Source organism: Actinosynnema pretiosum, from assembly GCF_024171695.1.
In the GTDB taxonomy this organism is placed as follows: Bacteria; Actinomycetota; Actinomycetes; order Mycobacteriales; family Pseudonocardiaceae; genus Actinosynnema; species Actinosynnema pretiosum.
Genome location: NZ_JAMTCF010000011.1, coordinates 186,925 through 204,629, shown reverse-complemented (window position 1 = coordinate 204,629; position 17,705 = coordinate 186,925). Strand labels below are relative to the sequence as shown.

The following is a 17,705-nucleotide window of genomic DNA, read 5'->3' as shown; positions in this document are numbered from 1 at the left end:
GGACGGGCGTTGCGGTGCACAGCCGGAGAAGCTCCCGGTGCTGCCACTTGACTGCCACCCGTGGACCGGTGGCGGATCACCCTCACCACCCACCCGATCTGCCCGCACCCAACGGCTGATCGTCAACGCGCCGCCGCCAACAGAACCAGCACCGACCTACTCGCCCACGTTTGCCAAAACTAAAACAGCGGGTCACGATCCAAACTCAGACGATCCCACTTCATTTCCCAAAAAGAATTGAAATCATTTTCGTAGATGAATTCACGTTCTACCGAGTAGATTGGATACACACCCACGATACGCAAAAGGGAATCCCCACTCCTCCCCCACCTGAACCTCCGATTGAAAACTTCATCATCCACATCGAAAAAAGGTTCAGCCAGTACCGCACAATTCATTTTAAAACCTTGGACGTAGGCTCCAGCGTAGCCAAGCGCGTCCCCAGGGTTGAACGGGACGATTCCACGCAATCCTGAAATAGTGACCGCAGGAACCCTTGCCCATTCGACAGAGTCAGTGCGAACCGTTATACCAAGCTCTCTTTTTTCCGCGCCCCACGCCGGATGATCCACCAAAGACAAGCCGTACGTAAAACCGGTAACCAACCCCACGCTGGGAAAATTTTTATAACAGAGGTAGCGCACCGGGCCGTCCTCGGTCGACCTCGGCGCAACCTCCCCAATCTCGGAGGCAACTCCCAAAAAATCATCCAAGATGTTTCTGTAGCACTGAAACTGTTTCTCTACGCCATCTACCACGGTTGCCCCCTCTTAGATTTTTCCACGCGCCTTCACCTGGCTCAAGGACTTCTGAAGACTTCGCGCCCAGACCGAACGTCGAGCCAGCACGCACCAGGCGATGCTCAGCCCGGCCCGCTTGATCACCTGCCTACTGAAACTCGTTCTGAACTGATCACCAAGCGGTGGCTGTCGATTCGCTACCGGTCAACGCGCCGGTCGGACCGCTCAGAGGTTCCCGCTGCGGTGACCGCGCCCCGCCGGTGGTGCACCACCACGGCCACCGCAGCGGCCAGGAACACGACCTGCAGCAGGGTGCGCGGCAGGAGTTGGTCACCGAACGAGGGTGACAGTCCTTGCCGGGCCGCGTGGACGTTCGCCGGGAACATCGCCACCAGCAGCGCGCCCAGTCCGGCAGCCGCCCAGGGCGAGGTGCGCGTCCAGAGCAACCCGACCGCACCCGCGAGTTCGAGCAGGCCGGTCAGCGTGACCAGCAGGGCAGGCGCGGGCAGTGCGGGCGGCACCATCGCGATCAGCTCGTCGCGCATCCCGACGAAGTGTGAGATCCCCGTGACCAGGAACATCGCCGCCAGCCCGCACCGTAGGGCGAACGACCAATGCCGCCGCAAGACGAGCCCGAGGAGCGAGACCACGACCAACACGACGAACGGAACCACCGCGACCTCCCGGAGCGACCCGACCTGAACACCTGACGCCCGAACATCTGAGGTCCGGACATCGGACACCTGAACTTGTCAGCGACAAGATTGCTCTCGGGCACCACATCTTGTCAATGACTAGATAGACTGCGGAGCATGAGCCCGTACCACCACGGCGACCTGAGGCGAGCGGTGCTGGCCGCTGCGGTCACCGCGATCACCGAGAGCGGTCCGGCGGCGGTCAGCCTGCGTGATCTGGCACGCAGGGTCGGCGTCTCGCACGCCGGTCCGGTGCACCACTTCAAGGACAAGGCGGGGCTGCTGACCGCGCTGGCGACGGAGGGCTTCGTGCTCCTGTCGGACGCGCTGGCGGCGACGAGGGACGCGGGTGGTGACTTCACCGAGATCGGGGTGGCCTACGTGCGCTTCGCGGTGGAGCACCGGGCGCACTTCGAGGTGATGTTCCGCCCGGACCTGCACCACCCGGAGGACGAGGACCTGCGAACGGCGCAGGCACGGGCGGGCGAGATCCTGGCGAGCGGCGCGGGGGCGACCTCCGCGCCCGACCCGGACACCGCGAAGGTCGCCGCGTGGTCCCTGGTGCACGGCTTCGCGACCCTGTGGAACACCGGCGCGCTGTCCCGGCCGGGCGAGGACCCCGAAGCCCTGGCCAGAGCGGCAGCCCGCCTGCTGTTCCCCTGACCCAGCACGACGCTGTCGCATGGCGAAAGGCGGTCAACCGGGCACACCCCCCGCATCCAAGCCCAGGGTGAACGTGCCCCGTGTCACCGCTCAAGAGCTGGTAACTCCTGGTCACGCTGCGCTGCTGCCCACGCCGAGCCACCGCGTTCGATGCGGCCATCCTCATCCCGCACCACATCGAGCCCCCATCAACCACGACGAAAAGTCTCACCATTGCGACAGCCAGTTGCGCCTGCCTGTCGCAACTGCCTGCCATAACTGGCTACCGCAGCGACCGGTTGCGGCTCCCTGCCACAGCTGTCTGTCGCAGCGACCGGTTGCGGCTCCAGCGACCGCTGAAGGTTGGGGGCAACTGGTGCGCGTTGCCCTTGGGGGCAGTGGTGAGCGCGCGCGTGGCCGTTCCCCCGTACGGTGACCACCCCTCCACGCCACAAGACACTGACGGTGATCTCCGCCCACGTGTCCTGGAGGCTCCGTGAAGGCCGAAGAACGGGTCGCCGAGCCCCAGCAGCAGGCGGCAGCGCGCAAGCCCCAAGCCAAACCCGCCAACCCCGCCAAGGCCGTCCAAGCCGGTCAGCGCCACGGTGGGTTCGCCGCAGTGCAGCGGTTGCAGTCGGCTGCGGGCAACCGGGCGATCGCGGGGGTCATGGGGGGCGGTGGCCAGCGGGCCGAGGAGCGGGTGTCCGGTGGCGCCGTGGAGGCCGAGGGGAACCTCGGGGTGTTCCAGGCCGAGGTCGCGGCGCGGCAGCGGGTCGCCGCCCGGCACCCCTCGGCCGCCGCCGAGGCCGGTGAGGCGCAGCAGGCCGCCAAGGCCCCGGTCGACGACCGGGAGGCACAGGGCAAGGTCGTCAACGCCGAGCGGATGGGGGCGGCGGAGCCTGGGGTGTTCGACCGGGCCGGGTTCGTGCGGGCGGTCGAGGAAGCGATCTCGGCGCAGGCGCCCAGGAACCTGGACGAGGCGGACGGGCTCGCGGGCTCGTCCAAGGTCGACGTGGTGCGGGAGCGGGTGCGCGGGCCGGTCGGTGCGGGGCGAGCCGCCGTCGCCGGGCCGCTCGAACGGGCCACCGCCGCCGCGCCCGACACGTCCGGCGCGCGCGAGAAGCCGGTGACGCCGCTGGGTCCGGAGCGCCCGGTGCCACGGTTGACCGCGCCCGATCCGGCGGGCGCGGTCCCCGCCCCGGCACCTGCTGCCGCGCTCGACCTGTCCGCCGGGCCGCGTGAGGTGGACGAGGACCTGGCGCGCGCGGACGTCACCGAGGAGCAGCTGGCGCGGGCGAACGAGCCCGAGTTCACCGACGCGCTCGCGGCCAAGCGGGAGAGCGCCGAGCACGCGGCGGGCGCGCCGGGCCGGGTGCGGGGCGCGGAGGCGTCGGCTCACGCGGACAGCAGGGCGTTCGCGGCGGGGCAGGGCGCGGCGGTGATGGCGGAGTTCTCGGCCGCGGGCAAGCAGGCGCACTCGCAGGTCGGCGCGGGCAAGCACGGCGCGAAGGACGCGGACGAGGCCGCGCGGGCGCAGGTGACCGCGACGCTGCAGAAGGTGTTCGACGGCACGCGCGCCGACGTGGAGAAGATCCTCGGCGACCTGGACGGGAAGGTCGACGCGCGGTTCACCGAGGGCGAGCGGGCGGCGCGGGCGGCGTTCAGCGCGGACCACGAGCGGCGCATGGACGCGTACAAGGAGAAGCGGTACTCGGGGCTCGCGGGCAAGGCGCGGTGGGTGAAGGACAAGTTCGCCGGGCTGCCCGAGGAGGCCGGGCAGATCTTCGCGCGGTCGCGGGAGCTGTACGTGACGCGGATGCGGCAGGTCGTCGGCGGCGTCGCGGACCTGGTCGGTGGCGAGCTGAACCGGGCGAAGCAGCGGGTCGCGGCGGGACGGGCCGAGCTGCGCGCGGCGGTGAACTCGCTGGCGCCGGGCCTGCGCGCGATCGGCGGCCGGGCGGCGGCCGGGTTCGCGGAGCGGTTCGACGAGCTGACCGGGACCGTGGACGCCAAGGGCGAGGCGCTGGTCCAGGCGGTGAGCGAGAGGTACCGGGGCGCGCTGGCGTCGGTCGACGAGGCGATCGAGGCCGAGCGGGTGGCGGGCCAGGGCCTGGTCGCGAAGGCGAAGAACGCGGTCGTGGGCGTGGTCGGCACCGTGCTGGAGCTGAAGAACCTGCTGCTGGGCGTGCTCGCGAAGGCGGCGTCGGCGGTCGGCGCGATCCTGAAGGACCCGATCGGCTTCCTGGCGAACTTCGCGTCGGCGGTCGGCGCGGGCCTGCGCGGCTTCCTGGCGAACATCGGCGAGCACCTGCGCAAGGGCGTGCTGGGCTGGCTGGTGGGCGCCCTGTCGTCGGCGGGCCTGCGGCTGCCGGAGAAGTTCGACCTGCGCGGCGTGCTGGGCGTGGTCGGCGACCTGCTGGGCCTGACCTGGTCGGCGATCCGGGGCAGGGTCGTGGCGAAGGGCGTGCCGGAACAGGCGGTGAGCGCGGCCGAGTCCTCGCTGCCGCTGGCGCGGAAGGTCCGGTCCGAGGGCATCGGCGGCGCGTGGGCCGAGGTGAAGGACCAGGTCGGCGACCTGAAGGGCGGGCTGCTGGGCAAGATCAGCGCGTTTCTGCTGCCGACCGTGCTGGTCGCGGGCGTCACCTGGATCATCTCGCTGCTGAACCCGGCGTCGGCGTTCGCCAAGGCCGTGAAGGCGATCGTGGACCTGGTGTCGTTCGTGGTGGAGCGGGCGGGACAGATCGCGCAGTTCGTGAACGCCGTGCTGGACGCGGTCGTCGCGGTGGCGGCGGGCGGCGGAGGCGGCGTCCCGGCGCTGATCGAGAACGCGCTGGCGACCTCGGTGCCCGTGCTGATCGGCGCACTGGCGGCCGTCCTGGGCATCGGCGGCCTGGCGTCGAAGGTGCGCGGTTTCGTCCAGTCGCTGGCGAAGCCGGTGAACAAGGCCGTGGACTGGGTGGTGGGCAAGGTCGTCACGGCGGCGAAGTCGTTGTGGGGCAAGGCGAAGGGGGCGTTCGGGGGCGGCGGGGCGGGTGGCGCGAAGGGCAAGCCGGACCACGCGGGGGCGATCCGGGACGCGGAGCGGATGCTGGCGCGCAAGCCCACCGTGGAGGAGGCCGAGCGGGGGACCAGGAAGATCGGGCAGCGGCACTCCGTGCCCGCGAAGCTGGTCGTGGAGCAGTCCCCCCACCTCGGGCAGCTGGTGCACGTGCAGACCCTGCGGAGCGCCCCCACCTTGCTGGAGCACAAGGAGTTGCGGGCCCTGGTGAAGCAGGTGATCCACACCGTGCAGTCCGAGGCGCGGGCGAAGAACCACGGCGCCTGGACGCAGTACGAGAACCTGCAGAAGGGGACCGTGCACCTGGACAGCCCCGAGGCCTACCTCCTGGGCAGCGGGGCCCTGGTGAAGCTCCAGAAGCGGCTTGGCTGGCACCGGTACCGGGTGGGGGCCGGGGAGGACGCGATCACCGTGCACGAGGTCCGGTGGCGGAAGGGGCGCGGCGGTTACGTCCTCGGCGTGAAGAAGTACTCGGAGGTCACGCAGAAGATCAAGGACACCGGCCTGAAGGACTCCGAGGTCGCCACCGCGATGCACCAGTTCATGCTGAAGGGGAAGTTCCCGAAGTCGGTCGACGAAGCCGACCGACCCATGCTCGCGAAGCTCACCTTCCTCATGTTCGGCCGCGAGGTCGCCCGCAACACGCGGGCCGCTCTGCACGGCGCCATGACGCTGGACCTCATCAAGGAAGGCAAGCTGACCTTCCACGAGGCGTTCAACAAGCACGAGAGCGAAGAGAAGCAACCGGGTGGGCGGGGCACGTACCCGATGTCCGCCAAGGGCGCCGAGTCGGCCGCGGCCAACCTGCGGGTCGAAGACGCCCAGACCGCCCCGCACGCCGACAGCCCCGAGCAGCAGGAACGCGACAAGCGGAACGAGAAGGAGAACCGGGCGGGCAGGCGGGAACTGGAGAGGCGCGAGTACGAACTGGTGGAAACCTGGGTCTCGGCCAGGCTCGAGGATCACTCGGACTGGAGGACCCTGAGCAACAACAAGCTGCGCAGCGCGTTGACCAGGATGCTGCGCGAGTTCTTCGGGCTCCCGGCGAAGGAGGACTAGGCCCAACGCCCTCGGCCGGCCAGCACCTCGTCCAGCCAGCGCTCGTACCAGGCCAGGAAGTCCTCGTCGCCCCGGACCTGCGCGAAACTGGCGTCGAGGGAGGCGTCGAGCAGCCTGCCCCGGCACTGGCCGGTCACGATGAGCAGGGTGTAGTTCTCGCACCCCTGGTGCACGACGGAGATCGTGCCCCGGTACGGGTGGTCGTCGTCCTCCCAGGTGCCCTCCCACCACTCCTTACGGTTGCGGCCCAGGTCGAAGGGGCTTTCCTGGGCAGGCCACTCCGACTCCCCCAGGGACCACTCGCGCAGGGGGAGCACGCCGTAGTGCGGACCCACGCCTCCGTCGCCCAGTTCCAGCAGGAAGCGGCGGTAGGCCTGCGGGAGGGTGACGTTCTGCTCGCGCTCGAACGCCTGGACCTCGGCTTCCGACGCCGGTGGGTTCAGGTGGCCGTGCAGTCAGGTGGGCGCGACGGTCGCGATGAGGCGTTCGTCCGCTTGCAGGCGGGTCAGCTTGGTCCGGATCCGGGCGATGGTGTCGTCCACGTGCGCTCCTCCTTGTGCTGGGGGAATTGTGCACCCAACGGGGGTGCGGTGGTGACCCCCACCTGCACATTGAAAATGGTTGTCGTTTGTATTAGCTTCACAGGGCCCTACCTGTTCAGGTGGGGCGTCTGGAGGTGTTCGAAGACATGCGCGTGCGTGCGCCCTCGCGCGTCACCGCCGCCCTGCTCGTGGCCGGTCTCGCGGTTGGCGGGTGCTCTGCCGGGGCCGGGCGTGGCGGTGGGGACGGGATCGCTGTGGTCACCACCACCGAGATCCTCGCCGACCTGGTGCGGAACGTTGGCGGGGAGCGGGTTCGGGTTGACTCGGTGGTGCCTGCGGGTGGGGATCCGCACTCGTACGAGCCGACGCCCGCCGACGTCAAGAAGGTGGTGGGGGCGCAGGTCGCGTTCACCAACCACCTGCTGCTGGAGGAGCAGCGGCTGATCAAGGCCATCGACGCCAACCTCGCGGACGGCGCGCCCAACGTGTCGCTCGCCGAGTCGGCGGAGACGTACGGGGCCAACGTGATCCCGCTGGTCGAGGACGTCGGGCTGGACGTGCTGTGGCTCGGGCTCCGGGTTCGGGGGGACGGGAAGGAGCGGGGGGCTACCAGGACGTCCGAGGTTCGGCTCACGGCCACCGCCGTCGAGGGGCCGGGGAAGTTGGCGGTCTACCTGACCGAGTCGCTGGGCAAGCCGGTGCCCTACTTCGACTCCGGCGACGGGCTGTCCGAAGTGGACTCCACGACGTTGCCGCCCGCCGCGCACACGCACCTGAACTGGGCGTTCACCGAACCCGGTGTCTACCGGTTGACGTTGAGCGCGGCACTGGTCAACGACGGGGGCGCGCCCGCGCCGCTCGGGGAGAACACCTTCACCTTCGCGGTCGGGGTCAACCCCGCCGAGACCGGGAAGACCGTGCTGGGCAAGGGGCACACCGACCTGACCGTCGACCTGGACAGCGGTGAGCTGTACACGTTCAACGACGAGGGGGGCGGGACCGCGCAGCACGTCGTCGCGGCTCAGGACGCGGTGATCGAGGTGCCCAACAAGACGCTCAGCGCGGTCCCCGACGATCCCCGGTTCGGGTTCCTCGGGGCTCCGGGGGCGCAGGTGCACCAGCTGCCGCAGGCGGTGCTGGGCAAGCACGTGCACGGCGAGATCGACCCGCACCTGTGGCAGGACGTGCGCAACGCGCGCGCCTACGTGGAGCTGATCCGCGACACGCTGCGCACCGCCGACCCGGCGAACGCGCAGGAGTACGACCGGAACGCGCGCGAGTACGCGGCCGAGCTGGACGCGCTCGACGGCGAGGTCCGCCAGACCATCGCGAGCGTGCCCGCCGACCGGCGGCAGCTGATCACCACGCACGACGGGTTCGGCTACCTCGCCAGCGCTTACGACCTGACCGTCGCCGGTTTCGTGGTGCCGAACCCGGCGCAGGAGCCGAGCGTCGAGGACGTGCGGAAGTTGACCGGGACGGTGCGGAACCTGGGGGTGCGCGCGGTGTTCACCGAGCCGAACCTCGCGCAGCGCGCCTCGGTGCTGAACCAGGTGGCGGCGGACCAGGGGGTCGAGGTGTGCCTGCTGTACGGGGACGCGTTCGACCAGCGGGTGCGCAACTACGCGGACATGATGCGGCACAACGCCAAGGAGGTCGCCCGGTGTCTCGGCTGATCGCGGCAGCGGCAGTGGTAGCGGCGGTGGCGGTGGCGGCCATCGCCCCTGCGGCGCAGGCTCAGGCTCAGGCTCAGGACGGCGAGCGGGTGGTGATCGCCGACGGGCACGTCGACCTCGGACCGCGCGTGGTGGACGGGAAGTGGGTCGTGCAGCTGCGCGACGACAGCGGCGCTGAGCCGGTGTGGCGGGAACCCGGTGACGTGGTGCTGCACGTGCCGGACTCGGTCAGGACCGTCGTTCCGGACGACCCGGCCTACGCGTTCCTCGGCACGGCGGGCAGCGAGGTGTGGGTGCTCCCGCAGGCGCAGAGCGCGGGTGTGGTCTGGCCCGGCTGGAACACGCAGGACCCGAGCATCGCCGGGTCGGGCGGGCGCGAGGTGGACTGGCGGCTGCACGGGGTGACCGGGCCGGGCGGGTTCGAGCTGTTCCTCAACGGGAACTTCGGCAAGCCCGAGGTGGTCTTCAGCGGTGCCAAGGGGTTCCCGCAGGAGACCGGGGTCGAGCTGGGCACGCACGCGCACGGCAACTGGGTGTTCACCGCGCCGGGCTCGTACGCGCTCGACGTCGAGATGGCTGCGGCCGACGGGCGCGCCGACCGGGCGGTGCTCCGGGTGCACGTCGGGGGCGGGGACCCGAACGCGGCGTTCGCGGTCACCCCGCCGAGCGGTGGAGCGCCCACCGGCGAGGAGAGCGCAGGTGGGGAGAGCGCAAGTGGGGAGAGCGCGGGTGGAGAGCGGGAGCAGACCCCGTGGCCCTGGATCGGTGGCGCGGCGGCAGCGGTGCTGGCGATCGGGTTCCTGTTGCGGCGCAAGGTGGTGAGGTCCCGTGGGTGACCCGGTGATCCGCGTCGCGGGCGCGAACGTGCGCCTCGGCGGGCGGGAAGTGCTGTCGGGCGTGGACTTCGAGCTGCGCGGCGGTGAGCTGGTCGGGTTGATCGGGCCCAACGGGGCCGGGAAGACCACGCTGCTGCGCACCGTCCTCGGCCTGCTGCCGCTGGAGAGCGGGAGCATCGAGGTGCACGGGCGCAGCGCGCGGCGGGCCCAGGGGTCGGTCGGGTACGTGCCGCAGCGGCACGAGTTCGCCTGGGACTTCCCCATCACCGTCGCGGGCGCGGTCGCCACCGGGCGCACGCACCTGCGCGGGGTGCTGCGCCGCCAGACGGCGGACGACCGGGCCGCCGTGGCGCAGGCGTTGGAGCGGGTCGGCATGGCCGACCTGGCGGGCAGGCCGGTCGGCGAGCTGTCCGGCGGGCAGCGGCAGCGGGTGCTGGTGGCTCGGGCGCTCGCGCTGCGGCCGGGGACGCTGCTGCTGGACGAGCCGTTCACCGGCATCGACGTGCCGACGCAGGAGCTGTTGAGCGGGCTGCTGGAGCAGCTGCGGGACGAGGGGGTGGCGGTGCTGATGACCACGCACGACCTGGCCGCCGCGACCGCGCTGTGCAGCCGGTTGTGCCTGCTCAACCGGACCGTCGTCGCGGACGGCGAGCCGAAGGCGCTGGCGGACACGGACATCTGGTTGCGCACGTTCGGACTGGACCGGGCCGAGCAGCTGCTGCGGTCGTTGGGGGTGGGGAAGTGAGCGCCGTGGAGTTCCTGACCGCGCCGTGGGAGTACGACTTCTGGCGGCGCGCGCTGCTGGTGGCGCTGCTGTCCGGCGTGGTGTGCGGGGTGATCGGCAGCCACGTGGTGCTGCGCGGCATGGCGTTCATCGGGGACGCGGTGGCGCACTCGGTGTTCCCCGGTGTGGCGATCGCGTTCGTGCTGGGCGTCGACCTGGTACTCGGCGGCGCGGTGGCCGGGGTGATCACGGCCCTGCTGGTGGCGGTGTTCGCGCAGAACCGGCGGCTCAAGGAGGACTCGGTGATCGGGATCTTCTTCGCGGGCGCGTTCGGCCTCGGCATCGTCATCCTGAGCACCGCGCCCGGTTACGGCGGGTCGCTGGAGTCGTTCCTGTTCGGCTCGATCCTGGGGATCAGCGACTCGGACGTCGTCGCGGTCGCGGTGATCGGCGCGGCGCTGCTGCTGTGCGCGGCGGTGCTGAACGGCAGGCTCACGGCGGTGGCGCTGGACCGGGAGCAGGCGCGCGCGGTCGGGTTCCCGGTGTTCTGGCTGGACCTCGCGCTGTACGTGATGGTGACGCTGGCGATCGTGATCTCGTTGCAGGCGGTCGGGAACGTGCTGGTGCTGGCGCTGCTGGTGACCCCGGCGGCGGCGGCCAGGCTGCTGACCGACCGGCTGGGCGCGATGGTGGTGCTCGCCCCGGTGATCGGCGCGGGCGGGAGCCTGGTGGGGCTGTACCTGTCGTACGCGTTCGACCTCGCCGCAGGCGGGCTGATCGTGCTGGCGCTGACCGGGATCTTCCTGCTGTGCTGGTTCTTCGCGCCCCGGCACGGCGTCGTCTCACGGCTGCGCAAGGGGAAGCGGGTCGCCTCGGTGTGAGGCGAGCACGTGCTCGGCGCCCGCCAGCGCCGACGTCAGGTCCGCGAGCAGGGCGGGTGGGACGGCGCCCGCGTCGAGCCCGCACTCCCCCACCAGCGCGCTCAGCTCGTGGACCTGGCGGGCGGTGAGGTGCTCGCGGGCGCGCTCGTGCGCGAGCACCTCGCGGGCCGCGTACCCGTCGCGGGTGGCGATCACCAGCAGGCGGGCGGTGACCTCGGCCGCCGCGCGGTCGTCCACGTCGATCGTCGACAGGCCGAGGCGGGTGTGGAACACCGCGAGGCCGGGTTCGGTCACGTCCAGCGGCGGGACGCGCGTGCCCGGCAGGTGGCGGGCGGTGAGGCAGGCGGTCACGGCGGCCTCCCACCGCTCCCCCGGCGCCGTGGCCGCCAGCAGTGCCAGCGCGCCGTCCGCGTCACCGCGCTCGGCGCGCGCGAGGACGGCGACCTGGCGGTCCTCCAGCATCCTGGCGCCGAGGGGTCCTCGCGCGGCCAACCACTCGTGCGCCTCGGTCCAGCGGCCCTCGGCGACGTGCGCGCGGACGGCGATCGTGCGCAGGTTGCGGCGCAACCACTCCACGACCTCGCGCCGGGTGCGCGGCGAGTCCAGCAGGTCGGCCGGGAGCCCGACGCCGAGGACGTCGGCGGGAGCGCCCGTCTCGACCGCGGTGACCAGTCCGTCCAGCAGCGCGAACGCCGCCGCGCCCTCGTCGGCGCGCAGGTGCAGGCGGGCCAGGTTCGTGACCGGGGCCAGCGCGAGGCGGGCCGACGCGGCGTCCAGCGGGTGCGGGCGCAGGCCGAGCTCCAGCTGCCGCAGGCACCAGCGGGCGGCCAGGTCGGGCGCGCCGCAGTCGGAGGCGATGAGCGCGGCCTGGTTGTGCGCGGCGGCCACGTCGGCGGCCACGCCCGTGCGCGCCGCCTCGCGCGCCTGGCCGCACAGCTCGGCGACCCTGGGGGCCAGCGGCGTGCAGGCCGGGCGGCGCTGGGCGATCAGGGGGAAGCGGCGGGTGAACGCGTCGCGCCCCGGCCGCGCGCCGTCGCCGACGAGCGGGGGCCCGTCGGCGACGTTGTTGAGAGTCGTTGTCATCACGGGGACCCTAGCGGGGCTCGGTGGCAGCTTGCCCCGAACGGTGCTCGCATCACCCGTCCGGGCAAGTCAGTGCTGGTGGGAGTGGGCTTCGAGGTCGTCCCACGCGGGCAGCGGGTCGGGGTAGCGGCGCCACGCGGTGGGTCCCTCGGCGAGCTCGGCGTCGGTGAGCAGCACCGGGTCGAGGCGGCGGCGCGGCTCGTCCGGGTCGAGTCCGACGCCGATGAACACCAGCTCCTGGCGGGCGGTGTGGCCGTCCAGCTGCTCGCCGGGCTCGATGGTGAGGTTCGGCCCGGCCTGGGACCACACCGCGACGGTGTGCGGGCGGCTGGCCAGGTGGCAGAAGCCCTTGCTGCGCACCACGCCCTCCCAGTCGGCGAGCGCGTCGGCGAGGCGGGCCGGGTGGAACGGGCGGTCGGCGCGGTAGGTGACCGAGCGGATGCCGTACTCCTCGGTCTCCGGGGTGTGCGAGCCCGCGAGCTCCTCGGCCCAACCGGGCGAGGTGGCGGCGGTGACCGGGTCGTAGCGGCCGGTGTCCAGCACCTCGGCCAGGTCGACGACGCCTCGGGTGGAGCGGATCAGGCGGGCGCTCGGGTTGAGCTTGCGCAGCAGGCCCTCGGTGGTCGCCAGGTGCTCGGGCGCGACGAGGTCGGTCTTGTTGAGCACCAGCACGTCCGCGAACTCGACCTGGTCGACCAGCAGGTCGGAGATGCCCCGCTCGTCGCCCTCCTCGGCCTCCAGGCCGCGCTCGTCCAGCCGGTCGCCGCGCTCGACCTCGGTCAGGAACGTGGCGGCGTCGACCACGGTGACGGTGGTGTCCAGGCGGGCGTGGTCGGACAGGCTGGTGCCGTCCTCGAAGGTCCACTCGAAGGTCGCGGCGACCGGCATGGGCTCGGAGATGCCGGTGGACTCGATCAGGATGGTGTCGAAGCGGCCGTCGCGGGCCAGCTCGCCCACGCTCTCCAGCAGGTCCTCGCGCAGGGTGCAGCAGATGCAGCCGTTGGTCAGCTCCACCAGGCGCTCACCACCCCGGCCCCGGACGAGGGAGGCGTCGATGTTGACCTCGCTCATGTCGTTGACGACCAGGGCGACGCGGCGGCCCTCGCGGTTGGCCAGGACGTGGTTGAGCAGGGTGGTCTTGCCCGCGCCGAGGAAGCCGGAGAGCACGGTGACGGGGACGCGGGGGTCTGGTTGCGCGTTCATGGTCCTGGGTTCTCGTTGGTGGGTCAGGGTTTTCCGGCTGCGGCGGCGACGCGCAGCGCGCGGATCTTGCGGCGGACGTGCCAGAGGGCCAGCAGGATGGCGGCGAGCAGCAGCAGGGTCGCGATCGCGGTCCAGGACAGCGCCCAGACCGTCGTGTCGGCGGCGCCCGCCTCGACCGAGCCCGCGAGCGGTTGACCGGCGGAGGCGATGGGTTCGGCGGTGGCGCGCACGTCCAGCGGGCCCAGCGGCCACACGCCGGTGATCGTGCGGGTGAGCGTGATCGCGTTGCCCGGCAGCAGTTCCGGCAGCGCGTCGTCGACGGCGGTGACCTCGCCGAGGCCGAGGAGCCCTTGCGCGACAACGGAAGGTCGTACGGTCAGCCGGACGTTGCCCCGGTTGACGACGGTGTAGGTGACGTCCAGCTCGCCCGCGCCCGCCGGGTTGAGCGAGGCGCGGTAGGTGGCGGACAGCGACTCGACGCCGACCTCGGGGGTGACCGCGCCCGCGACGCGCGCGTACACCCGGCTGCCGACGCGGCGCTCGACCCGCACGTCGGCGCCGGTGGTCAGCGCCGCCACCACGCCGCCCACCCGGTCGCCGGGCTCGGCGTCGGCGGGAACGGCGAGGCTGAACGGGACCACGACCACCTGGCGCGGCGGCACGGTGACCTGGTTGGTGGACAAGGTGGTCCAGCGCCCGACCGAGGTCGACGGCTCGTCGCGGGCCAGCAGGTCGAACCCGCCGGTGTCGGTGTTGACCGCGTCGCCCGCGTACAGGTCGACGGTCAGCTCGGCGTCGCCGAGGTTGCGCACCGCGAGGTGGTCGTCGTAGCGCATCCCCGGCTCCACCACGTACTCGAAGCCGGGGCGCCCGTCCGGTCCGGTCGCCGACGCCGGGGCGACGGACCAGGTCTGCCGCTCGGCGGAACCGGGCTCGGGCGGTGGCACGGGTTGGGCGTGCGCGGGCGCGGGGATCAGGGCTGCGAGCAGCGCGACGACGAGCGTCGCGGCGCGGGGGGCGGGTCTCACCAGGTCTCCAGCGGGGGTAAGCACGGGCGCGGGCCCACCGGGATCGGCGGGCCCGCGCCTTGATCAGTTGTCGTGCGCGGTGGTCACCCAGGGGCGGCTCAGATGGCCGTGAGGATGAGCATCGCCCGGTACGTGCCCGGAGTGGTGTCCACCGGGACGTCCAGCTTCAGGTCGGCGCCCAGCTGCGCGACGCCGCGACCGGAACCTGCCGCCGCGCTGCCCAGCACCGAACGCGCGCCCAGGCCGTTGCCGCTGGTGAAGCCGGACTCCACCGGGGCGCCGGGGTTGACGGTCTGGCCCTGGGAGGACGCGAGGACGGTGGGCGTCCAGCCGAGGTGGAAGCCGCCGAGGACCTGGCCGTCGACCGTGGTGAAGGACCGCACGCGGCCGGTGGCGCTCCAGCCGGGGTTCTCCGAGCGGGTGTCGGTGACCGTGATCGGCTTGAGGGCGCCGGTCGCGCGGTAGCGGTCGGCCTCCGCGGTGAGGGCCAGCTCGCCCAGGTCGACCTCGCGGTTCTCCGGGGCGACGCTGACGGTCAGCGCGCCCTGCTGCTCGGTCAGGGTGGCGGTGATGGTGGGGCCGTTGACCGGGTCGTTGCCGTGGTCGTCGACGTCGATGACGACCGGCTCGGACTCGGCGATCACCTTGTGGTCGTGGTCGTAGAGCTTGACCATGACCTGGCGGTTGTCGTCGGCGGTGCGGACGACGAACCCGTAGGTGCCGGACAGCGCGCCGGAGACGACCGACCACTCGGTCTCACCCTCGGCGCGGGTGAACCAGTGGTAGTGGTCCTCGCCCGTGGCGGGCTCCTGCACGGCGGTCAGGCTGGCCACGCCACCGGCGTGGTAGTGACCGGCCAGGCCCGAGATGCTGAGCTTCGTGGCGACGGGCTCGTTCGGCTCGGGCTGCTGGGTCGGCAGGTCCTCGGCGACGCGGAAGTTGTACGTCACCGGGGCGATGTCGACCGGGGTCGTGTTGGGCGGGGTGACGGTGGCGCGCACGGCCACCGCGTAGTCGCCCTGCTCGGTGAAGCCCCAGTTGACGTGCTCGTGGTCGGCGGCGCTGGTGAACGACTTCGGGCCGCCGTCGGCGGAGGCCAGGAAGGTGTTCGGGCCGTCCTCGCCGTTCTGCCACAGCGCGAACGCGCCGGGGCCGGTCACGCCGTCGAGGGTGTAGGTGACCGAGGTGCCGTGCGGGACGTTCGAGCTGTAGCCGAAGCCCGCGAACACCTGGCCCGCCTGGGAGGTCTGCGGCAGCAGGTAGTAGTTCTCGCCCTGCGCCTTCCAGCCGGGCAGCGTCGCGATGGCGGCGCTGACCGTGCGGGAGGCCACGGACGGCTTGGCGTGCACCAGGAGGTTCTCGGGCGCGACGTTGCCGGTGGAGGTGTGGGCGCCCAGGGAGTAGGTCGAGTCCTGGGCGTCGACGTAGAACAGGTCGACGTGGCCGTCGGAGACGACCTGCTTCGCGTCCTGGGCGACGGCGACGCCGCCCAGGGAGCCGAGGGCGAGGCCCAGGGCGGTCATCGACGCCACGGCCGCGTAGCGGCGCTTGCGGTGCCGGGTCTGCACTGCGTTCAAGTCCGTTTCCTTGGTTCTGGCCGGTTCTTCGGGGTGACCGGCGCGGTGGGGACGGGTGGTGCCGGAGGGGGTCGCGCGGCTCCTTCCTTGTCGGGACGGGTGGTCGCTCAGCGACGCCTGGCGCGGGCCGTGGCCAGCGTGGTCAGGCTGGTGAGCAGGAAACCGAGGGGGATCAGCAGGGCGGCGGCGACGGCGAGTCCGGCCACGGCGGAGCCGTCGAGTCCCGTGCTGGCGAGGGTTTGCGGGTCGATCTCGCACTCCGCGCCGCTCGCGGTGCGGCCGACCTGCTCGACCACCTGGGCGCTCGGGCGGGCGGTGGCCGGGTCGCCGGGGCCGACGTGGAAGGCGAGCGTGCTGCGGGCGGTGGCCTGCGCGCCGTTCAGGGCGCCGCTGAAGGTGAAGGTGACCGCGTAGCTGCCGGGCGCGGTGAACGCCCAGGCGCCGTGGACGTGCACGCCGGAGCGGCCGACCGGGACCTTGGTGGAGCGCGGGAAGCCCTCGGCGGTGCCGAAGTAGCGGTCGCCGACGCCGCCGAACGGGTCCTGGCCGTAGACGGCGAGCTTGCCGGGGCCCTCGACGTTCTCCAGCGTCATGGTGATGTCGCCGGTGATGCCCGAGGTGACGCTGGGGTGCTGGGTGTTCCAGCCCAGCCACGGGATTCCGGAGCGCTGGGTCAGCGGGATCATCCACACCGGGCCGCCGCCGAGGAAGTCGTAGCCGGAGCCCGAGGGCGGGGTGGTGCGGGCGGTGTCGTCCAGGTGGAAGACGTAGCTCGCCGGGTCGCGGTGGACGGGTTCGCCCTGGCGGTCGTCCTTGACGCGGGCGGCGAGGCCGCTGCCCTCGACCACGGGGCCGTAGTCGAAGTGGCCGTCGGTGACGACCTCGACCTGGCCGGGTTCGACGGTGCGGGTGACGGCGGTGGGGACGCAGCGGTCGGCCTGGGGCTGTTGGGGGGCTTGGGTCTGCTGCGCCTGGGGCTGCTGCCGGGGCTGGGCCTGCGGCTGCTGCTGCGGCGCGGGCTGCGTCGTGGTCGGGCGGGTCGTGGTGGGGGTGGTCGGCCGGGTGGGCGGCTCGGTGGTCGTGGTGGTCGGCGGAGTGGTGTCGCCGCCACCGACCACGAGGTGGTAGGTGACCGGGCCGGAGGTCAGCGGCTCGCCGGACGCGGCGGTCGCGGTGGCCTGGAACCGGAGCTCGTACTCGCCGGGCGCGGTGAACGCCCAGTTCGCGTGGGCGTGGGTGGGGACCGCGACGCGCTGGGGCGGCAGGTCGTCGTGCGAGCTGAACACCCGCTCGGGGCCGTCCGCGCCGGACAGGTACACCTCGACCCGGCCGGGGCCGGTCGCCGAGTCCAGCGCCAGGTCGAGCGCGTCACCGGCGAGCGCGCCGCGCGGCACGGACTCGGTGTTCCAGCCCGCCCAGAGCACGTCGGGCTGGAAGGTCTGCGGGATGACGTGGATCGGGGAACCGCCGGGGACGCCGAGGAAGCCGTAGGCGGGCGAGGTCGGGGCGGCGCGCTTCGCGGCGTCGGTGACGGTGAGCGTGGTGGTGGCCGGGTCGAAGCGGGTGGCGACGCGGTCGACGTCCGCCTTGCCCGCGACCACGAGGTCACCGCCCTCCAGGAAGACCGCGACCAGGTCCACGTGCCCGGAGGACAGCTCCAGCCGCTCCGCCGCGACGTCCGCGCTCGGGACCGCGCCGCTCGGGGTCGCGCCGCCGGGAGCGGCGCTGCTCGGAGCCGCGCTGCTCGTGGGGGCGCTGCTGGGCTTTTCGTTGCCCGGCAGCGGTTCCGCGAGCGCGGTGGCGGGGTTGGCGAGCACGAGCGCGAGCAGCAGCGCGCTGACCGCCCGGAGCGGTCCGGGCGTCCCCCGGCGTCCGGTCCTGCGGTGCTCGGTCGTGCGCATGTGTCCCCCCTCGTGGCCGTCGAGAGGAGACGCTAAAGCAAAGGACAATCATTTTCAATA

Annotated in this window: 14 protein-coding genes; 6 read left to right on the top strand and 8 right to left on the bottom strand. The window is 72.2% G+C overall.

All coding sequences use genetic code 11. From position 1 onward, the window contains the following. Positions 1-179 precede the first annotated feature (179 nt). Positions 180-758 (bottom strand): suppressor of fused domain protein, encoded by a 579-nt coding sequence (locus LV78_RS23170; RefSeq protein ID WP_253847711.1) that lies wholly within the window; start codon positions 756-758, stop codon positions 180-182. A 179-nt stretch (positions 759-937) separates the two neighbouring features. Beyond that, positions 938-1,414, bottom strand: a complete 477-nt coding sequence (locus tag LV78_RS23165) for a DoxX family protein (protein WP_253847710.1) — start codon at positions 1,412-1,414, stop codon at positions 938-940. Positions 1,415-1,552: 138 nt separating this feature from the next. Between LV78_RS23165 and LV78_RS23160 the strand changes: the two genes are divergently transcribed. Continuing rightward, the gene (locus LV78_RS23160) at positions 1,553-2,098 is read left to right on the top strand and encodes a TetR/AcrR family transcriptional regulator (protein WP_253847709.1); all 546 of its coding nucleotides are present in this window, start codon (positions 1,553-1,555) and stop codon (positions 2,096-2,098) included. A gap of 475 nt (positions 2,099-2,573) precedes the next feature. After that, positions 2,574-6,194 carry a phage tail protein gene (locus LV78_RS23155; RefSeq protein ID WP_253847708.1) on the top strand — a complete coding sequence of 1,207 codons (3,621 nt, stop codon included), beginning with the start codon at positions 2,574-2,576 and terminating at the stop codon, positions 6,192-6,194. Here LV78_RS23155 and LV78_RS23150 read toward each other — a convergent pair. Next, entirely contained in the window at positions 6,191-6,637 is a 447-nt protein-coding gene (locus tag LV78_RS23150; protein WP_253847827.1) for an SMI1/KNR4 family protein, read from the bottom strand. The genes LV78_RS23155 and LV78_RS23150 overlap by 4 nt on opposite strands. A gap of 245 nt (positions 6,638-6,882) precedes the next feature. Here LV78_RS23150 and LV78_RS23145 point away from each other — a divergent pair, with 245 nt between their 5' ends. The 4 genes from LV78_RS23145 to LV78_RS23130 are packed head-to-tail and all read left to right on the top strand — an operon-like array spanning position 6,883 to position 10,853. Next, positions 6,883-8,412, top strand: a complete 1,530-nt coding sequence (locus tag LV78_RS23145) for an anchored repeat ABC transporter, substrate-binding protein (RefSeq protein ID WP_253847707.1) — start codon at positions 6,883-6,885, stop codon at positions 8,410-8,412. Next, positions 8,400-9,248 carry a TIGR03773 family transporter-associated surface protein gene (locus LV78_RS23140; protein WP_253847706.1) on the top strand — a complete coding sequence of 283 codons (849 nt, stop codon included), beginning with the start codon at positions 8,400-8,402 and terminating at the stop codon, positions 9,246-9,248. The genes LV78_RS23145 and LV78_RS23140 overlap by 13 nt, the downstream gene beginning before the upstream one ends. Continuing rightward, positions 9,241-9,993, top strand: coding sequence for an anchored repeat-type ABC transporter ATP-binding subunit (locus LV78_RS23135; protein ID WP_253847705.1), 753 nt, complete (start codon positions 9,241-9,243; stop codon positions 9,991-9,993). Before LV78_RS23140 ends, LV78_RS23135 begins: the two co-directional genes overlap by 8 nt. Beyond that, complete coding sequence (locus LV78_RS23130) at positions 9,990-10,853, top strand: anchored repeat-type ABC transporter permease subunit (protein WP_253847704.1); 864 nt, start codon at positions 9,990-9,992, stop codon at positions 10,851-10,853. The genes LV78_RS23135 and LV78_RS23130 overlap by 4 nt, the downstream gene beginning before the upstream one ends. Here LV78_RS23130 and LV78_RS23125 read toward each other — a convergent pair. The 5 genes from LV78_RS23125 to LV78_RS23105 all read right to left on the bottom strand — a co-directional run bounded on the left by LV78_RS23125 (position 10,815) and on the right by LV78_RS23105 (position 17,645). After that, positions 10,815-11,936 carry a hypothetical protein gene (locus LV78_RS23125; RefSeq protein ID WP_253847703.1) on the bottom strand — a complete coding sequence of 374 codons (1,122 nt, stop codon included), beginning with the start codon at positions 11,934-11,936 and terminating at the stop codon, positions 10,815-10,817. The two genes, LV78_RS23130 and LV78_RS23125, sit on opposite strands and share 39 nt — an antisense overlap. A 69-nt stretch (positions 11,937-12,005) precedes the next feature. Beyond that, a complete protein-coding gene (locus LV78_RS23120; RefSeq protein ID WP_253847702.1) occupies positions 12,006-13,139 on the bottom strand; it encodes a GTP-binding protein in 1,134 nt (377 codons plus the stop codon). Between the two features lie 23 nt (positions 13,140-13,162). Then, positions 13,163-14,167, bottom strand: coding sequence for a WxL protein peptidoglycan domain-containing protein (locus tag LV78_RS23115; RefSeq protein ID WP_253847701.1), 1,005 nt, complete (start codon positions 14,165-14,167; stop codon positions 13,163-13,165). A gap of 98 nt (positions 14,168-14,265) precedes the next feature. Continuing rightward, a complete protein-coding gene (locus LV78_RS23110; RefSeq protein ID WP_253847826.1) occupies positions 14,266-15,735 on the bottom strand; it encodes a choice-of-anchor M domain-containing protein in 1,470 nt (489 codons plus the stop codon). Between the two features lie 116 nt (positions 15,736-15,851). Beyond that, complete coding sequence (locus tag LV78_RS23105; protein WP_253847700.1) at positions 15,852-17,645, bottom strand: TIGR03773 family transporter-associated surface protein; 1,794 nt, start codon at positions 17,643-17,645, stop codon at positions 15,852-15,854. Positions 17,646-17,705: the final 60 nt, after the last annotated feature.